This is a genomic window from Bacillus sp. NPDC077027 (assembly GCF_050269555.1).
GTDB lineage: Bacteria > Bacillota > Bacilli > Bacillales > Bacillaceae > Bacillus.
In genome coordinates, this window is record NZ_JBNNIO010000001.1 from 747,875 (window position 1) to 764,046 (window position 16,172).

Consider the following 16,172-nt stretch of genomic DNA (forward strand, 5'->3'; position numbering starts at 1 on the left):
AATGGCGAAAGTTAGCATAGTAAAAGACGAGAATGAGACTAGGGTAGTTGAGATGAGTAGAGATGAGCTTAGAGTTACACCACACATCTATTTGTTTATTCTGCCTAAAAGAGACCCTCTTTTAGGCTTGTTTTGTATACTCGAACGAATACTCCCACACTTCCACTCATTCTCCTTAATACAATTAAGGAGTGTGTCTATGAATATCCAATCTGATCTTTCCGAATTTTTAAACGATAGTCTTTCTTACAAAACCATTCCCATTGTGGGGACATTTACAGTAGATACGCTTTCACCCATTCAAATCGTGGAGAAGCTAAACCAAGACATTGTGTACCTTCTTGAAAGCAAGGACGAATCATCAAGCTGGTCTAGATATTCCTTCATTGGTCTGAATCCTTTTTTAACACTTCAAGAAAAAAACAACCAATACATTGCCGTGGATGTATATGGAGAAGAAGTGATGAAAAAAAATGCGCTAAAGGATCTATTGGACTGGATGAATGATCAATTCAAAATCAAATTGCCGGACCTTACTATCCCCTTTACTGGAGGGGCTGTTGGCTACATGAGCTATGACCTCATACCAAGTATAGAGCCTTCAGTAAAGCCACATAAGAAAGCAGCAAATGCCGAAAATTGTACCCTGTTTGTCTGTCAAACCATGATCGCCTTTGACCATAAAACGAATAAAGTACACTTTATTCAATATGCTCAACTGAATGGGGATGAATCGGAAGAAGAAAAGAAGCAAGTGTACAAGGCAAATCAACATGAGCTGAAACGGATGATTGATCAACTTCATACTCAAAAAGAAATGAAAGAACTCATGTTATCAGGAGATACAAATGAACTACCGAGCTTTCATCAAGTCACATCCACTTATGAAAAAGAGCAATTTTTAAAAGACGTTGGAAAAATAAAAGAATACATTAAAGCTGGTGACATCTTTCAAGGGGTACTCTCACAGCGTTTTGACATCCCAGTGACGGTTAGCTCATTTGAACTGTATAGAGTCCTGCGAATTGTGAATCCTTCTCCATACATGTACTTTATGAAACTGAAAGATCGTGAATTAGTAGGAAGCTCACCAGAACGTCTCATACATGCCAAAAATGGTCATTTAGAAATTCATCCAATTGCAGGAACAAGAAAAAGGGGCGCAACAAAAAAAGAAGACGAGAAACTAGCAAAAGAACTGCTTGCTGATGAAAAAGAAAAAGCAGAGCACTATATGCTTGTGGATCTCGCCAGAAACGATGTTGGGCGTGTTGCAGAGTATGGCAGTGTGGCCGTTCCTGAGTTTATCAAAGTGGTGAACTTCTCTCATGTTATGCACATCATTTCGATTGTTACTGGCAAGTTAAAAAAAGGAACGCATCCTGTAGATGCACTCATGTCGGCCTTTCCAGCAGGCACATTAACAGGCGCACCAAAAATTAGAGCGATGCAAATATTAAATGAGATGGAGCCAGAGCCAAGAGAAACCTATGGTGGATGTATTGCTTACATTGGCTTTGATGGAAACATTGATTCCTGCATTACCATCCGAACCATGAGCGTTAAAGACAACACTGCATCCATTCAAGCAGGTGCAGGCATTGTAGCAGATTCCATTCCAGAAAAAGAATGGGAAGAAACGTGTAACAAAGCAGGTGCTCTGTTGAAAACGATCCAGCTTGCGGAAAGTATTTTCTCAGATAAGGGGGGGGAGCGAGATGAATCACAGACTATCTTCTCTCGTTAGTGGACACCTTCTGACAGAGGAAGAAGCATCTCAGATGATGCATGAAATGATGAGCGGTTCCTTATCAAATGTTGAAGTGGCGGCCAGTCTATCAATCTTAGCTCATAGAGGAGAATCTCCAGAGGAAATGACGGGCTTTGTGAAGGCAATGAGACAACACGCCAAACCGATCGTTGGGTTTGAAGATGTCATTGATACTTGTGGAACAGGTGGTGACGGGCTATCTACATTTAATATTTCAACAGCAGCGGCCATAGTTGCCTCAGCTGCTGGTGCGAAAATCGCCAAGCATGGAAATCGTTCTGTCTCATCGAAAAGTGGCAGTGCAGATGTGCTAGAATGCCTTGGTGTTTCGATTCAATCCACACCTGATGAAACAAAACAGCAAATTCAAGACAAGAATATGGGGTTTTTATTTGCTCCCTTGTACCATGCCTCAATGAAGCATGTTGCAACAGTTAGAAAGCAGCTTGGCTTTCGGACAGTCTTCAATTTGCTTGGACCCCTTTGTCATCCGATGCAAACAAAGAAACAAATTATCGGTGTTTATTCTAAGGAAAAAGCACAATTAATGGCTTCAGCCCTAGCACCTTTAGCACCAAAACATGTATTGTTTGTATGCGGAAACGATGGCTTAGACGAATTGACTATCACAACAGATTCGTATGTAATTGAATTAAAGGATGGGAAGCGCAAAGAATTCACATTGAACCCAGAAGACTTTGGCCTGCCAAAAAGTGAATTATCAACGATTCAAGTAGAAACACCGCAAGAGAGTGCGAAACTTATTCAGAATATATTGAATCATCAAATAGAAGGCGCGGCACTTCATATTACAGCGCTTAATGCAGGAGCAGCCCTCTATGTAGCTGGAAAAGCTGAAAGTATCATGGCTGGGACACTTAAAGCAATTGAGACCATTAAAAGTGGATTAGCTCAAAAACAATTAGACCGTTTAAAACAGAAAGAGGAAGAAATCTATGCTTAAAAAAATCATTCAACGCAAAAAAGAACATATTCAAACACTTGAACTTCCTGAAGATTTATTGCTTGAAAGACGTTCTTTCAAACAAGCACTTATTCAGCCACAGCGATCCATCGGGCTCATTGCAGAGGTGAAAAAGGCCTCACCTTCTAAGGGTATTATTCAGCCGAATTTTAACCCGGTACAAACTGCTGTGTCTTACGAAGAAGCAAGAGCTGATTGCTTATCTGTATTAACAGATGAACCGTTCTTCCAAGGGAAAAACGAATATTTATCAGCCATTAAACAGACCGTGTCGCTTCCGGTACTGAGAAAAGATTTTATCATTGACTCACTGCAAGTCGAAGAATCAAAACGAATAGGGGCAGATGCCATTTTACTTATCGGTGAAGTGCTTGAACCTTCTAAGCTGTATGAGCTATACATGGAAGCAAATGAAAAGGGTTTAGACGTACTTGTTGAAGTGCATGCGTCAGATACGTTACAGCAAATTCTTAAGGTATTTACCCCTGAAATTATTGGGATCAATAATAGAAATTTAAATACATTTATCACAACAGTTGAACAGACCAAAGAAATCGCACCACTGATTCCAAGTGAGTCAATCATTGTAAGCGAAAGTGGCATCCAAACCTCAACCGATTTAACATTTGTTAACAAGTGTGGTGCAAATGCAGTGCTTGTAGGCGAATCATTAATGAAACAGCCTTCGCAAAAAAATGCAGTTATGGCACTCTTTGGTGAATAGCGTGAAAGATCTATTTGTGAAATATTGTGGAGTTCAATCTCTAGAAGATGTTCAATTGGTCTCGCAGTCTATGGCAAATGCCATTGGATTTATATTTGCCCCGAGTAAAAGAAGAGTAAGCCCAAAAGATGTGAAATCTTGGCTTGAAAAAACAAATAGCGATAAACAAGTCACGGGTGTTTTTGTGAATGAAGACATTGAAGTAGTGTGTAAGGTTGCCAAGTACGTTCCTTTAAACATTGTTCAGCTTCACGGAGATGAAACACCTGATGAAGCATGGACGATCAAACAAAAAACAAAAGTATTAATTTGGAAGGCTTTTCATCACCAAGCTGATCTGACAAAAACTTTAGAACAAATGAATTTATATGCCCCCTTTGTAGATGGCTTTCTCATTGATTCTAAAGTAGAAGGTATACGAGGCGGGTCAGGCACTGCTTTTGCATGGGAAGCTGTCCCGTTATATGTCCAGCACGCTAGGAATCTAGGAAAAGCGTGTGTCATTGCAGGCGGGATTGGACCAGATTCAATTCATAAACTGCTCACATATCAGCCAGATGCAATCGATTTAGCGAGCGGAATTGAAGTTCATGGAAGAAAAAGCAAAGAAAAGATGAAACAGCTCGAAGAAAGGATGTTAAAGCATGTACGCATATCCGAATGAGATTGGCAGATATGGAGAGTTTGGAGGGAAGTTTGTCCCAGAAACACTTATGCAGCCTCTTGAAGAAATTGAAACAGCATTTTTAGAATTAAAAGAAGATCCTGCATTTAAAAAAGAATACATTGAGCTATTGCAAAATTATTCAGGTAGACCAACAGCCTTGACATATGCAGACCAGCTCACAAAACATATTGGTGGAGCAAAGATTTATTTAAAAAGAGAAGATTTGAATCACACAGGTGCACATAAAATCAATAATGCGCTTGGTCAGGCACTGCTTGCCAAAAAAATGGGTAAAACAAAAATAATCGCTGAAACAGGTGCGGGACAGCATGGTGTGGCAGCTGCAACAGTTGCTGCAAAATTTGGTTTATCATGTATCGTTTTTATGGGAGAAGAAGATGTTCAGAGACAATCATTAAATGTCTTTCGAATGAAACTGCTTGGAGCAAAGGTTGTACCTGTTACTAGTGGAAATGGAACGCTAAAGGATGCCACGAATGAAGCCATTCGTTATTGGGTACAACATTGTAGCGATCATTTTTACATGATAGGTTCTGTAGTAGGTCCCCATCCTTATCCTCAAATCGTCAGTGAATTTCAACGTATGATTGGTGATGAGGCGAAAGCACAGGTCATTGAAAAAGAAGGCAGGCTACCTGACAGAATCGTTGCTTGTGTTGGAGGCGGAAGTAATGCAATTGGTATGTTTCGGGCTTTCTTAGAAGAAGAAGTTGATTTAGTGGGTGTTGAAGCAGCAGGAAAAGGAATTGAGACCTCTCTTCACGCTGCCACGATTTCTAAAGGAACAAAAGGGGTCATTCATGGCTCTTTAACATATTTAATTCAAGATGAATTTGGGCAAATCATTGAGCCATATTCAATATCAGCTGGTCTCGATTATCCTGGTATCGGTCCAGAGCATGCATATTTACATGCGAGTGGTCGCGTTAAGTATGTAAGTGCAACAGATCAAGAGGCAATTGATGCACTAAAATTATTAACGGAAAAAGAAGGCATCCTTCCAGCTATTGAATCTGCACATGCTCTTGCAAGAGCTTTTGAGATGAGCAGTGACATGAAACAGGATGAAATTGTACTAGTCTGTTTGTCAGGTAGAGGAGACAAAGATGTGCATACATTGATGAACGTGCTTGAAAGTGATGGTGAAGAAAAATGATAACATTTCATTTAGAGCAAGAGGAAAAGCTATTTATCCCGTTTATTACTGCCGGAGACCCAACCCCAGAATTAACGATCGACATAGCAAAAGCGCTTCAGTCAGCAGGTGCACACGCGATTGAAATAGGCGTTCCTTATTCTGATCCATTGGCTGACGGACCAGTTATCCAAAGGGCATCCAAAAGAGCCTTGAATCATGGCATGAATATAGTTAAAGCAATACAATTAGCAGGTGAGATGAAAAAAAATGGTGTAAAAATTCCTCTAATTCTATTCACGTATTATAATCCTGTGTTACAATTAGACACAGAGTACTTTTTCGCTTTACTGCGAGAAAATCATATTTCGGGACTCTTAACACCCGACTTACCACTTGAGGAAAGTAGCGAGTTACAAACACTTTGTCGATCACATGACATCTCTTATATTTCGCTCGTTGCACCAACAAGTCAAACAAGACTGAAAAAAATTATAGAGCAGGCTGAAGGTTTTCTATATTGTGTTTCTTCATTAGGTGTAACAGGAGTTAGACAATCATTTGATGCATCTATCTCTGACTTTATTAGCAGTGTGAAGCACTTGAGCAAAATTCCTGTAGCAGTAGGCTTTGGGATTTCTAACAGAGATCAAGTAGAGGTCATGAATGACATTAGTGATGGTGTTGTCGTTGGCAGTGCATTGGTAAAAAAAATCGAAGAACTTCAAGAAGATTTGTTATCAACAAATAAACGCCAAGAAGCCTTACACGAATTTGAAACATATGCCAAAACCTTTAGTGCCCTCCATATATCTAAATGAGGTGAACTATTTTGCAAATCAAGGAACAATTAAAACAACTGAAACCGTATCAGCCTGGAAAGCCGATCGAAGAGGTCAAAAGAGAATTCCAATTAGATAAAATTGTCAAACTAGCCTCAAATGAAAACCCTTTTGGATGCTCACCATATGCAAAAGAAGCGATCCAAACAGAAATTGAACAACTTGCAATATATCCAGATGGATACAGTGCGGAGCTAAGAAAAGAGCTAGCTGCTTTTTTAAATGTGAATGAAAAACAAGTGATTTTTGGGAATGGATCAGATGAAATTGTACAAATTATCAGCAGAGCATTCCTAGATATGCATTCAAATACAGTGGTCCCGTCACCTTCTTTTCCTCAGTATAAACATAATGCAGTCATTGAAAATACTGAAGTGCGAGAGGTGCCACTCTTAGAAAGTGGAGCACATGATTTACAGGCTATGCTTGAAGCGATTGATGAGAAAACTAAGGTGATTTGGGTGTGTAATCCAAATAATCCAACAGGTAATCATCTATCGGAAAAAGAGATTGTGTCATTTTTAGATGCAGTACCAGCCCATGTTTTGGTTGTACTTGACGAGGCTTATTTTGAATATGTGCGAGCAGAAGATTTTCCAAACAGTCTAGAGTTGTTAAAAACATACAAAAATGTCATTGTGCTCCGTACATTCTCAAAGGCATACGGACTTGCTGCACTTCGAATTGGTTACGGTGTTGCTTCAGAAGAGCTCATTGCAGCGATTGAACCGACAAGAGAGCCATTTAATACAAGCAGAATAGCTCAAGCCGCAGCTCGCGCATCATTAAAGGATCAAGGATTTATTCGCGAATGCAGACAGAAAAACGAGATCGGCCTTTCTCAATACCATGAATTTGCAGAACGTTTTGGTCTATTGATCTATCCGTCTCAAACGAACTTCGTGTTGATTGACTTTAATCGTGATGCAGATGAGTTATTTCATGCATTGCTGAAAAAGGGATATATTGTTCGTTCTGGAAAAGCACTTGGTTTCCCAACAGCTTTACGTATTACCGTTGGAACTAAAGAGCAAAATGAAGAGATTTTAAATACTCTCGCAGATATGCTGCAAGAGGCTCGTGTGTAACATGACAGTGAAGTCATATCCTACTTTTGGATATGGCTTTCATTCCATTTTAGGTGCGCATAAACTTTTTACATAAATGAGTGTTATAATCGCTCAAATAACTACTGTATAAAAATCAGGTGATGAACATGAACGAAACAAGCGAAACGATACTGATAGCGGGACTTGGCCTAATTGGTGGCTCTATCGCGTTGTCGATTAAAAAAAATTACCCTAAAAAAATCATTATTGGCTATGACGTGTCAACTGAACAAATGATTGCTGCGACAAAACTTGGAATTATTGATCAATCTGCCAGTTCATTTGAAGATGGATTGCAACAGGCATCAACAATTATCCTAGCAACTCCTGTACAGCAAACAGTCAAAATGCTTGGTGTAATTGCTGCATCAGGTATCACAAGAAAATTAGTCATTACTGACGTTGGTAGTACAAAACAAAAGGTAGTTGACTTTGCTGAAGAAACCCTGCCAGCTCAATATGATTTTATTGGTGGTCACCCTATGGCAGGTTCTCATAAATCAGGTGTAATAGCAGCAAAGGATTTCTTATTTGAAAATGCCTTTTATATACTGACCCCTGCCAAAACAGCAAGCAGAGAAGCTGTTGCATTTTTGAAGAAATTATTAGAAGGAACGAATGCAAATTTTATTGAAATGAGTCCAGAGGAACACGATGCCGTAACAAGTGTCATTAGTCACTTTCCACATATTGTGGCAGCTAGTCTTGTTCACCAGGCGCATCGCTTTGAAGATCATTTTCCTTTAGTCAAACGTTTCGCTGCAGGTGGCTTTCGTGATATTACAAGAATAGCATCGAGTAACCCAGCTATGTGGCGAGATATTCTCATACACAATAAAAACAAAATTTTAGACCGATTTAGCGACTGGAAAAAAGAAATTGAGCGCATTGAATCTATTGTAAAAGAAGAAGATGCAGAAGGCTTATTTTCATATTTTCAAGATGCAAAGGAATACCGTGATGGTCTACCTCTTAGAAAAAAGGGAGCGATTCCTTCATTTTACGACCTTTATGTTGATGTACCTGATCATCCAGGTGTGATCTCGCAAGTTACTGGTTATTTAGCAAATGAGAATATCAGTATTACAAACATTCGTATTATTGAAACGCGAGAAGATATTAATGGGATTTTAAGGATCAGCTTTCAATCAGATGAGGATCGAAAACGTGCAGAAAACTGTATAAAAAATAGAGCGAATTACGATACATTTTACGCTGACTGAGGTGACGATAAATGAAATTTCATAAAAATGCTCCAATGATTGGAGAAATTCATATACCAGGTGATAAATCAATTTCACATAGGTCTGTTATGTTTGGCTCAATAGCTGAAGGAACGACAACCGTGAAAAATTTCCTTCCTGGAGCTGACTGCCTAAGTACAATCGACTGTTTTAGAAAAATGGGTGTCGACATTCAGCAAAATAAAACAGACGTTATCATCAACGGCAAAGGGCTTAAACTACTTCAGGAGCCGAGTGATGTTCTAGATGTCGGCAATTCAGGGACAACCATTCGTTTAATGATGGGTATTTTAGCGGGCTGTGAGTTTCACAGTACAATAATTGGTGATGAAAGTATTGCAAAAAGACCAATGAGACGTGTGACAGGACCTTTAAGAAAATTTGGAGCTAAAATTGACGGACGTGACAACGGTGAATTCACGCCTCTTTCAATTCGTGGCGGAGACCTTGAGGCAATTTCTTACGAATCCCCAGTTGCTAGTGCACAGGTGAAATCTGCTGTTCTTTTGGCTGGCCTTCAGGCAAAAGGAACCACAACATTAACAGAGCCTCATAAATCAAGAGATCACACCGAAAGAATGCTTTCTATGTTTGGTGTTGAACTGCATGAAGACGAGAAAAGTGTTTCGGTTAAGGGTGGACAAACACTTAAATCGGCTGAAATATTTGTCCCTGGCGACATTTCCTCTGCAGCTTTTTTCCTTGTTGCAGGTGCCATTGTCCCGAATAGCCGTATTGTACTTAAAAATGTTGGTTTAAATAAGACTAGAACAGGCATTATTGATGTACTACAGCAAATGGGGGCGAATTTAGATATGACTGAGGTCGAAGGTACAGATGGAGAACCTTATGGTGATTTAACAATCTCTACGTCTTCATTAAAAGGAATAGAGATTTCTGGTGATATTATTTCAAGATTGATTGATGAAATTCCGATCATTGCTCTACTCGCTACTCAAGCAGAAGGAACAACTGTTATTAAAGATGCAGCAGAGCTTAAAGTCAAAGAGACAAATCGAATTGATACTGTTGTTTCAGAATTGAAAAAACTGGGTGCTAATATAGAAGCGACAGATGATGGTATGCTGATTCATGGTAAAACAAAGCTTAAGGGCGGAGAAACTGTCTCAAGTTATGGTGATCATCGTATCGGCATGATGCTTGGTATTGCGGCTTGTGTGACTGATGAAGCAATAGAGATTGAAGATACTGATGCAGTAAGAGTATCGTATCCAAACTTTTTTGATCATATTGAATATCTTACGAAAACAGTCTGAGGGTTTCCTCAGGCTTTTTCTTTCTTATTTGCTTGCATATTTAAAAATAATATAGCATAGCTTGTCTCAAGGTGGAAAAAGCGAAAAAAGCTTTCTTGTGACTTAAAAATGCTTTATGTTTCAATTTTTGATTATAAAATGATTTAGTTGTAAAGTACTTAACTGAACAGAGCTAGTAAAACATCATTTTTTGCTATTTTAAAAAGAGCAACATATTTGCTGGATGACTAGTCGTGGATTATGATATGAAGTAACAATAGTTTTATGTTTGTGGAGACAGAAAGGAACGGATTGATTTGAATAGTTCATTACAAGAAGCCATAAAATTAGTTGAGGCAGGTGAGACTGAAAAAGGACTCAAAAAACTTGCTCAAGCTGAAAAGCATTTACATGATGAAGAAAAAGCACAAGCTGCACAACTTTATTATGACTGGGGAGATATTGATAAAGCCTTAAAGCTCATTAGTGATTTACACGATCTATACCCAGAAGAATCAGGATTAACATGTTTTTATGCAGAGCTTTTGATTGACGCCGATCAAGAAGAAAAAGCGATTTCAGTATTAGAAACTATTCCAGCGCATGATGCTGCTTATCCAGAAAGCCTTCTTCTTATGGCAGATTTGTATCAGATGCAAGGACTATTTGAAGTAAGTGAGCAAAAACTTCTTAAAGCTAAAGAACTTCTTCCTGATGAACCTGTTATTGATTTTGCTTTAGGGGAATTATACTTTTCTCAGGGACTATCTAAAAAAGCAATTGACTATTTTCATGTGGTAGCAGAGCAAAAAAATGATATTGGTGGCGTAAATGTTTATCAGCGTCTCGCAGAGTCTTTGAGTACCGCTGGAGATTTTGAAAATGCCCTAGAATGGTACGAGAAGGCTGTTAAGGAGAATACCGATCCAAATACACTTTTTGGCTTTGGCTTTACAGCGATGAGAGCAGGTAGAACCAAGACAGCGATAAAACAGCTTGAAGAATTAAAAGAAATCGATCCTTCATACTCTTCACTTTACATGCCTTTGGCAAAAAGCTATGAGGAAGAAGGACTATATCATGAAGCGCTTGAAGTTGTAAAAGCAGGTATTAAAATGGATGAATACAATAAAGAACTTTATCTGTATGGAGCAAAGATTGACCTGAAAAATGGTGCAACAAATGAAGCGAAACAGCTTCTGCAAGAAGCACTGGCGCTCGATCCGGGCTATATTGAAGCAGTTCATACTTTGCTTGCTGTCTATTTGAACGAGGAACTTTTTGAAGAAATGCTCGACTTAATTCAAGAGGTCAAGAACTATGGCGAGGATGATCCTAAATTTAATTGGTACGCAGCATCTGCCTCTCTTGGTTTAGAAGAATACCAACAAGCAGCTGAATATTTTAAAGTGGCACTGCCTGATTTTGAAGAAGAGCGAGACTTTTTATATGAATATGCTTCGTTTCTTTTAGAAGAGGGCAGACAAAAAGAAGCATTACCATTATTAAGAAAAGTACGAATGAAAGATGGTACTAATGAGGAAATCGAAGAAATTATTTTAAGAATTGAAGATGAAATTTCCTTTTAGTATGCAGGAATTATGGGCTGGTTTGTTGAATGATTGTTGTATAGCCATTTAATTTTCGATAGAGGAGGGAATTATATGCAGACCCCTGTTTCTGTCAATGAAAAGAAAGAATTCATTCGGTGGTTTTTAAATCACTATCAATTAAAACGAAGAGAATGCGTGTGGATTTTAAATTATTTAATGAGCCATGACTCTTTGATGGAAAAAGTCCATTTCGTAGAGCAAGCAGACTTCTGTCCAAGGGGTATTATTATGTCAACGCACTGTATTGACGAAGTTCCCTTTAGATTTTATAAAGAAAATATCATGACAACCGATGCTGAGAAATCTTTTCATGACATTCGGCTTAACAAGCAACAAGATTTATTTATACAATTAAATTTCCGTTCTTCTTATCATTCACCTGAGTATGCGGCAGTACTTGAGACAAATCCTCATATCCCGAAAGATCTTTATGAAAATGAACAAGATAAAGGTCTAGCTGATAAAGTCCTCGAGCATTCTATCGCTACTTTTCAAAAGGAACGTCTGATGAAGGAAATTGATGATGCGCTTGATCGTCATGATCAAGAAGCTTTTAATAAGTTAGCAAAGGAATTAAGTTTATTGTCATCATGTTAAACAACAAGCCTTGCCCTACACAGGTAGGGCTTGTTTATTTTAATAAGGGGGGATATTATGCGGTGGAAAGCAGAGGATGCAGATGCCTACTTACAATCCAAAGATTACATTGATACCGCTATCATTCCATTAGTTGGAATTAATATAGGTGGGCTTAAGCAGACTGTTTCATTGGGAGAATTTACAGTGCTTGTCACAGAGGAATTAGAAAGGCAACTCAGGGGACGAGTATTTCTTTTTCCTTCGTATACATATTTAGAAGTAAATGAAAGGCAACAAGCAGAGCTATATACCATCAAGAAGGCACTAAGTGAACATTTTCAGCACGTTATTTTTGTTACTTCAGACGCAGTTTGGTCCAATCAAAGTGAGCTGAGTGAGTCTCTTTATATTTTGCAGCCAGTTCCACTAGAGCACCTAAAGGTTTCGTTAAAGCAAAAAGTCGTTCAAGATAGCGTTGAGAAAATTTTGAACTTTTTGTTACAAAAATGGAGCCCCTCATAAAAACCCTTACATTTGCATTGGACATGGTTTTTTAGGCGGTTGACCTAGTGAATAGATTGATATATTATGAGGGTGTCCTAGTTTTATGAAATTTTTTCTAATTCAGTTATATAGTAGCTGACGACCTGAGGGGGGGAGAAAAAAATGAGCGAGAAAAGACATGGAGTGTCCAGGCGTCAATTTTTGAATTACACGTTGACCGGCGTAGGGGGATTTATGGCCGCTGGTATGCTCATGCCTATGGTTCGCTTTGCGCTTGATCCTGTATTGAAGCCAACAAAGGATCAAGATATGGTTCAAGTTGTCAGTGTCGATGAGCTGACAAAGGAACCGAAGCGCTTTGACTTTAAAATTGATCAAGTAGATGCATGGTATGAATCAAAAGAGTCTAGATCGGCATGGGTATACAAAAATGGAGATGAGATTGTCGCTTTGTCGCCAATCTGTAAACATTTAGGGTGTACTGTGAACTGGAATAGTGATCCTAAAAATCCAAACAAATTCTTTTGTCCATGCCACTATGGGCTATATGACAAGGATGGTACAAACGTACCCGGAACTCCACCGCTTGCACCGCTTGATCACTATAAGCAGCAAGTGAAGGACGGATACCTCTATCTTGGAAAAGCTGTGCCGAAAGGGGAAGGGTAACGATGCTTAACAAGATCTATGATTGGGTCGATGAGCGTCTAGACATTACACCAATTTGGAGAGATATTGCGGATCATGAAGTGCCAGAGCATGTAAACCCTGCACATCATTTTTCTGCTTTTGTGTATTGTTTTGGCGGTTTAACATTTTTTGTGACAGTTATTCAAGTGCTATCAGGTATGTTTTTAACAATGTATTACGTGCCGGATATTAAAAATGCATGGGAATCTGTCTATTATTTGCAAAATGAAGTCGCTTTTGGTCAGATTGTTAGAGGGATGCACCATTGGGGTGCAAGTCTTGTAATTGTCATGATGTTTTTACATACGCTGAGGGTATTTTTCCAAGGTGCGTATAAAAAACCAAGAGAGTTAAACTGGATCGTTGGTGTATTGATTTTCTTTGTGATGCTTGGTCTTGGTTTCACAGGTTACCTCTTACCATGGGATATGAAAGCTTTGTTTGCAACAAAGGTAGGTCTTCAAATTGCAGAAGCAACGCCTTTCATCGGTAAAGAGATTAAGACGCTGCTTGCAGGTCACCCTGATATTGTAGGAGCGCAAACGCTGACAAGGTTTTTTGCTATCCATGTCTTTTTCTTGCCAGCGGCATTATTTGGGTTGATGGCAGCCCATTTCATTATGATTCGTAAGCAAGGAATTTCTGGGCCGCTATAAAATGCGTTTGATGAATGTTCAAAGAGGAGGGGATGACTTTGCATAGGGGAAAAGGGATGAAGTTTGTCGGAGATTCTAGAATTCCGGCAGAGAGAAAACCTAATATACCTAAAGACTATTCCGAATATCCTGGTAAAACAGAAGCCTTTTGGCCGAACTTTCTATTAAAGGAATGGCTTGTAGGTGCAGTGTTTTTAATTGGATTTCTTGTTCTAACTGTTGTTCATGCACCTCCACTTGAGAGGATGGCTGATCCGACAGATACGGGGTATATTCCATTACCAGACTGGTATTTCTTATTTTTATACCAGCTACTGAAATATGAATTTGCAGCTGGAAGCTATACTGTTGTTGGTGCAATGATCATGCCAGGGATTGCGTTTGGTGCACTTTTACTTGCTCCATTCCTTGATACTGGCTCTGAGCGTAGACCGTACCGTCGTCCAATTGCTGTAGGGATGATGCTTCTTGCAGTAAGTGCTGCTGTGTATTTGACTTGGGAATCAGTTGCTACTCATGATTGGGAGGCGGCTGCAAAGCAAGGAGAAATTCAGAAAGAAGCTGAAATTGATACGTCTACTGAAGAGTACAAGATTTATCAAGAACAGACGTGTATTTCCTGTCATGGTGACAATATGCAGGGCGGTGCTGCAGGTCCGTCACTTGTCGATAATGGACTTTCACCAGAGGAGATTGCAAAGATTGCTGTTGAAGGAAAAGGGAATATGCCTAAGGGTGTGTTTAAGGGCAGTGATGAAGAGTTAGAGAAGCTTTCTAAATATTTATCTGAAATTAAATCAAAATAATTCAGTTGTTTAATTGGACTTACAAGGATATACTCAAAGTAGAAAAAAGCTGGCGGCTGTCAGCTTTTTTCTGATTTTAACAGATCGTGAGTGAAGAGAAATGAGATGGATTCAATACCTTCTTGCCCAAAAATCGATATTGGTGATCTTGTTGATTGTCAACTTTCTTGGGACTGTGTATGGCTACTATTGGTATGTGCCACAGCTTGAGGAGACGCCTGCTATTTTTTTGCCTTTTGTTCCAGATAGCCCAACAGCAAGCTTTTTCTTTTTGTTCGTTCTACTCGCTTTTATTCTGAAACGAAACACACCTTTTTTTGAAGCGTTGGCACTTGTTACGCTCATTAAATATGGTTTATGGGCTGTAGGAATGAACGTATTTGTGCTACTTTCAGTTGATGATTTCCCTTGGGAAGGCTATATGCTGATCGCATCTCACTTTGCAATGGCAGTTCAAGCTGTTCTATTTGCTCCTTACTATCGTTTTCGTATGCGACATTTAATCGTCGCAGGAATATGGATTTTACATAATGATGTCATTGATTACGTTTTTGGTATGATGCCGCGCTATTCAATGCTGTCAGCCTATACGAATGAAATCGGTTATGTGATGTTTTGGTTAAGTGTTGCTGTCTTATTCCTATCTTACTATCTTGTTTTATCTAAAAAAGCAGTTAAGCTAGAACTCCCTTAACAATGTAGGTCTAACCTTGTCCTTTTCTTCATACGCTTTATTGAGAAGGGCTAGGAGGGACTTGCATGAAACGAAAGCCAATCGTGATGATTCTACTATTTTCCCTGATATTTCACCCATATGTTGCAAGAGGTGAAGAGGCGGTTGTTGCAAAGCTCAATGAGCTGACTGAGTTGTCAGATTCAATTTTTCAACTTACAAGACAAGCTAAATATGATGAGGCGATTCAAGTGGTATCGTATTTCGAGAAAATGTTTAAAGCTGAGAATTGGCGTGGTACGCTGACGAACACTCAGGTGAGACAAATCACGCTTGGCTATCAGGATATTTTGAAGGGTTTAGCGCAGGAAGACTTGAATGAGCAGGAGAAACTTCGCTATGCTTCGCAATTTAGAATGCTTTTAGATGCGATTCAATCAGATTCTGAACCGCTATGGGGATCTCTTGAAAAGCCGATTATGGGCTCATTTTCTGTATTAAAGAAAGAAGTGAAAGATCCAGAATCAGCCACTTTTTATGAAACATGGAATGAGTTTGTTTCTTTATACGATATGATTTATCCTAGTTTGACCATTGATATTCCGTTTGAAAGACTTCAAACGATCAAGCAACATATAGAAGTGATTGAACAGGGTGAATTTTTAAAAGCGTCTAGTGGTACAAAGCTAGAGCGTTTGACAAGGCTGGAAGAGGATTTGTCCAGTGTGTTTGCTCAGGTCGATCAAGACGAAGCAGATCCTTCTTTATTGTGGGTCATTTTGACGACAGGTAGCATTATTTTGCTTACCTTAACGTATGTAGGGTTTCGAAAATATCGTGGTGAAAAAGGAAAGAAACGAAAACGACAGGCGGATTATCCGAAGTCATAAAAAAAGA

17 protein-coding genes are annotated in these 16,172 nt (G+C 39.1%); all 17 read left to right on the forward strand.

Annotated elements, in window-relative coordinates; all coding sequences use genetic code 11:
• Positions 1-199: 199 nt before the first annotated feature.
• Positions 200-1,747, forward strand: coding sequence for an anthranilate synthase component I (trpE, locus tag ACQKEZ_RS04115; protein WP_427299014.1), 1,548 nt, complete (start codon positions 200-202; stop codon positions 1,745-1,747).
• Positions 1,719-2,735, forward strand: a complete 1,017-nt coding sequence (trpD, locus tag ACQKEZ_RS04120; RefSeq protein WP_427299015.1) for an anthranilate phosphoribosyltransferase — start codon at positions 1,719-1,721, stop codon at positions 2,733-2,735. Before trpE ends, trpD begins: the two co-directional genes overlap by 29 nt.
• Complete coding sequence (trpC, locus tag ACQKEZ_RS04125; RefSeq protein ID WP_427299016.1) at positions 2,728-3,480, forward strand: indole-3-glycerol phosphate synthase TrpC; 753 nt, start codon at positions 2,728-2,730, stop codon at positions 3,478-3,480. The genes trpD and trpC overlap by 8 nt, the downstream gene beginning before the upstream one ends.
• Positions 3,452-4,144, forward strand: coding sequence for a phosphoribosylanthranilate isomerase (locus ACQKEZ_RS04130; RefSeq protein ID WP_427299017.1), 693 nt, complete (start codon positions 3,452-3,454; stop codon positions 4,142-4,144). The genes trpC and ACQKEZ_RS04130 overlap by 29 nt, the downstream gene beginning before the upstream one ends.
• Positions 4,125-5,324 (forward strand): tryptophan synthase subunit beta, encoded by a 1,200-nt coding sequence (trpB, locus tag ACQKEZ_RS04135; protein ID WP_427299018.1) that lies wholly within the window; start codon positions 4,125-4,127, stop codon positions 5,322-5,324. The genes ACQKEZ_RS04130 and trpB overlap by 20 nt, the downstream gene beginning before the upstream one ends.
• Positions 5,321-6,124, forward strand: a complete 804-nt coding sequence (trpA, locus tag ACQKEZ_RS04140) for a tryptophan synthase subunit alpha (protein ID WP_427299019.1) — start codon at positions 5,321-5,323, stop codon at positions 6,122-6,124. Before trpB ends, trpA begins: the two co-directional genes overlap by 4 nt.
• A gap of 11 nt (positions 6,125-6,135) precedes the next feature.
• Positions 6,136-7,233 carry a histidinol-phosphate transaminase gene (gene hisC, locus ACQKEZ_RS04145; protein WP_427299020.1) on the forward strand — a complete coding sequence of 366 codons (1,098 nt, stop codon included), beginning with the start codon at positions 6,136-6,138 and terminating at the stop codon, positions 7,231-7,233.
• Positions 7,234-7,361: 128 nt separating this feature from the next.
• Complete coding sequence (locus tag ACQKEZ_RS04150; RefSeq protein ID WP_427299021.1) at positions 7,362-8,477, forward strand: prephenate dehydrogenase; 1,116 nt, start codon at positions 7,362-7,364, stop codon at positions 8,475-8,477.
• Positions 8,478-8,488: 11 nt separating this feature from the next.
• Complete coding sequence (aroA, locus tag ACQKEZ_RS04155; RefSeq protein ID WP_427299022.1) at positions 8,489-9,775, forward strand: 3-phosphoshikimate 1-carboxyvinyltransferase; 1,287 nt, start codon at positions 8,489-8,491, stop codon at positions 9,773-9,775.
• A 296-nt stretch (positions 9,776-10,071) separates the two neighbouring features.
• On the forward strand, positions 10,072-11,343 hold the full coding sequence (locus ACQKEZ_RS04160) for a tetratricopeptide repeat protein (protein ID WP_427299023.1): 1,272 nt from the start codon (positions 10,072-10,074) through the stop codon (positions 11,341-11,343).
• A 75-nt stretch (positions 11,344-11,418) separates the two neighbouring features.
• Positions 11,419-11,964: a ReoY family proteolytic degradation factor gene (locus ACQKEZ_RS04165; protein WP_427299024.1), complete on the forward strand. Its 546-nt coding sequence runs from the start codon at positions 11,419-11,421 to the stop codon at positions 11,962-11,964.
• 57 nt (positions 11,965-12,021) lie between these two features.
• Positions 12,022-12,468 carry a DUF2487 family protein gene (locus ACQKEZ_RS04170; RefSeq protein ID WP_427299025.1) on the forward strand — a complete coding sequence of 149 codons (447 nt, stop codon included), beginning with the start codon at positions 12,022-12,024 and terminating at the stop codon, positions 12,466-12,468.
• A gap of 144 nt (positions 12,469-12,612) precedes the next feature.
• On the forward strand, positions 12,613-13,119 hold the full coding sequence (locus tag ACQKEZ_RS04175) for a Rieske 2Fe-2S domain-containing protein (protein ID WP_427299026.1): 507 nt from the start codon (positions 12,613-12,615) through the stop codon (positions 13,117-13,119).
• 2 nt (positions 13,120-13,121) lie between these two features.
• Entirely contained in the window at positions 13,122-13,796 is a 675-nt protein-coding gene (gene qcrB / locus ACQKEZ_RS04180) for a menaquinol-cytochrome c reductase cytochrome b subunit (RefSeq protein ID WP_003215804.1), read from the forward strand.
• Positions 13,797-13,834: 38 nt separating this feature from the next.
• Positions 13,835-14,602: a c-type cytochrome gene (locus ACQKEZ_RS04185; protein ID WP_427299027.1), complete on the forward strand. Its 768-nt coding sequence runs from the start codon at positions 13,835-13,837 to the stop codon at positions 14,600-14,602.
• 100 nt (positions 14,603-14,702) lie between these two features.
• On the forward strand, positions 14,703-15,296 hold the full coding sequence (locus ACQKEZ_RS04190) for a DUF1405 domain-containing protein (protein WP_427299028.1): 594 nt from the start codon (positions 14,703-14,705) through the stop codon (positions 15,294-15,296).
• A 65-nt stretch (positions 15,297-15,361) separates the two neighbouring features.
• Complete coding sequence (gene ypjB, locus ACQKEZ_RS04195; protein ID WP_427299029.1) at positions 15,362-16,165, forward strand: sporulation protein YpjB; 804 nt, start codon at positions 15,362-15,364, stop codon at positions 16,163-16,165.
• The last annotated feature ends 7 nt before the right edge of the window (positions 16,166-16,172 follow it).

Excerpts from the sequence above, each read along its gene's own strand:
- trpA (WP_427299019.1), top strand. The coding sequence starts at position 5,321 with ATGATAACATTTCATTTAGAGCAAGAGGAAAAGCTATTTATCCCGTTT.
- trpC (WP_427299016.1), top strand. The coding sequence starts at position 2,728 with ATGCTTAAAAAAATCATTCAACGCAAAAAAGAACATATTCAAACACTT.
- trpD (WP_427299015.1), top strand. The coding sequence starts at position 1,719 with ATGAATCACAGACTATCTTCTCTCGTTAGTGGACACCTTCTGACAGAG.
- ACQKEZ_RS04165 (WP_427299024.1), top strand. The coding sequence starts at position 11,419 with ATGCAGACCCCTGTTTCTGTCAATGAAAAGAAAGAATTCATTCGGTGG.
- aroA (WP_427299022.1), top strand. The coding sequence starts at position 8,489 with ATGAAATTTCATAAAAATGCTCCAATGATTGGAGAAATTCATATACCA.
- trpE (WP_427299014.1), top strand. The coding sequence starts at position 200 with ATGAATATCCAATCTGATCTTTCCGAATTTTTAAACGATAGTCTTTCT.
- qcrB (WP_003215804.1), top strand. The coding sequence starts at position 13,122 with ATGCTTAACAAGATCTATGATTGGGTCGATGAGCGTCTAGACATTACA.
- ACQKEZ_RS04175 (WP_427299026.1), top strand. The coding sequence starts at position 12,613 with ATGAGCGAGAAAAGACATGGAGTGTCCAGGCGTCAATTTTTGAATTAC.
- ACQKEZ_RS04130 (WP_427299017.1), top strand. The coding sequence starts at position 3,452 with ATGCAGTTATGGCACTCTTTGGTGAATAGCGTGAAAGATCTATTTGTG.
- ACQKEZ_RS04190 (WP_427299028.1), top strand. The coding sequence starts at position 14,703 with ATGAGATGGATTCAATACCTTCTTGCCCAAAAATCGATATTGGTGATC.
- ACQKEZ_RS04170 (WP_427299025.1), top strand. The coding sequence starts at position 12,022 with ATGCGGTGGAAAGCAGAGGATGCAGATGCCTACTTACAATCCAAAGAT.
- trpB (WP_427299018.1), top strand. The coding sequence starts at position 4,125 with ATGTACGCATATCCGAATGAGATTGGCAGATATGGAGAGTTTGGAGGG.
- ACQKEZ_RS04150 (WP_427299021.1), top strand. The coding sequence starts at position 7,362 with ATGAACGAAACAAGCGAAACGATACTGATAGCGGGACTTGGCCTAATT.
- ypjB (WP_427299029.1), top strand. The coding sequence starts at position 15,362 with ATGAAACGAAAGCCAATCGTGATGATTCTACTATTTTCCCTGATATTT.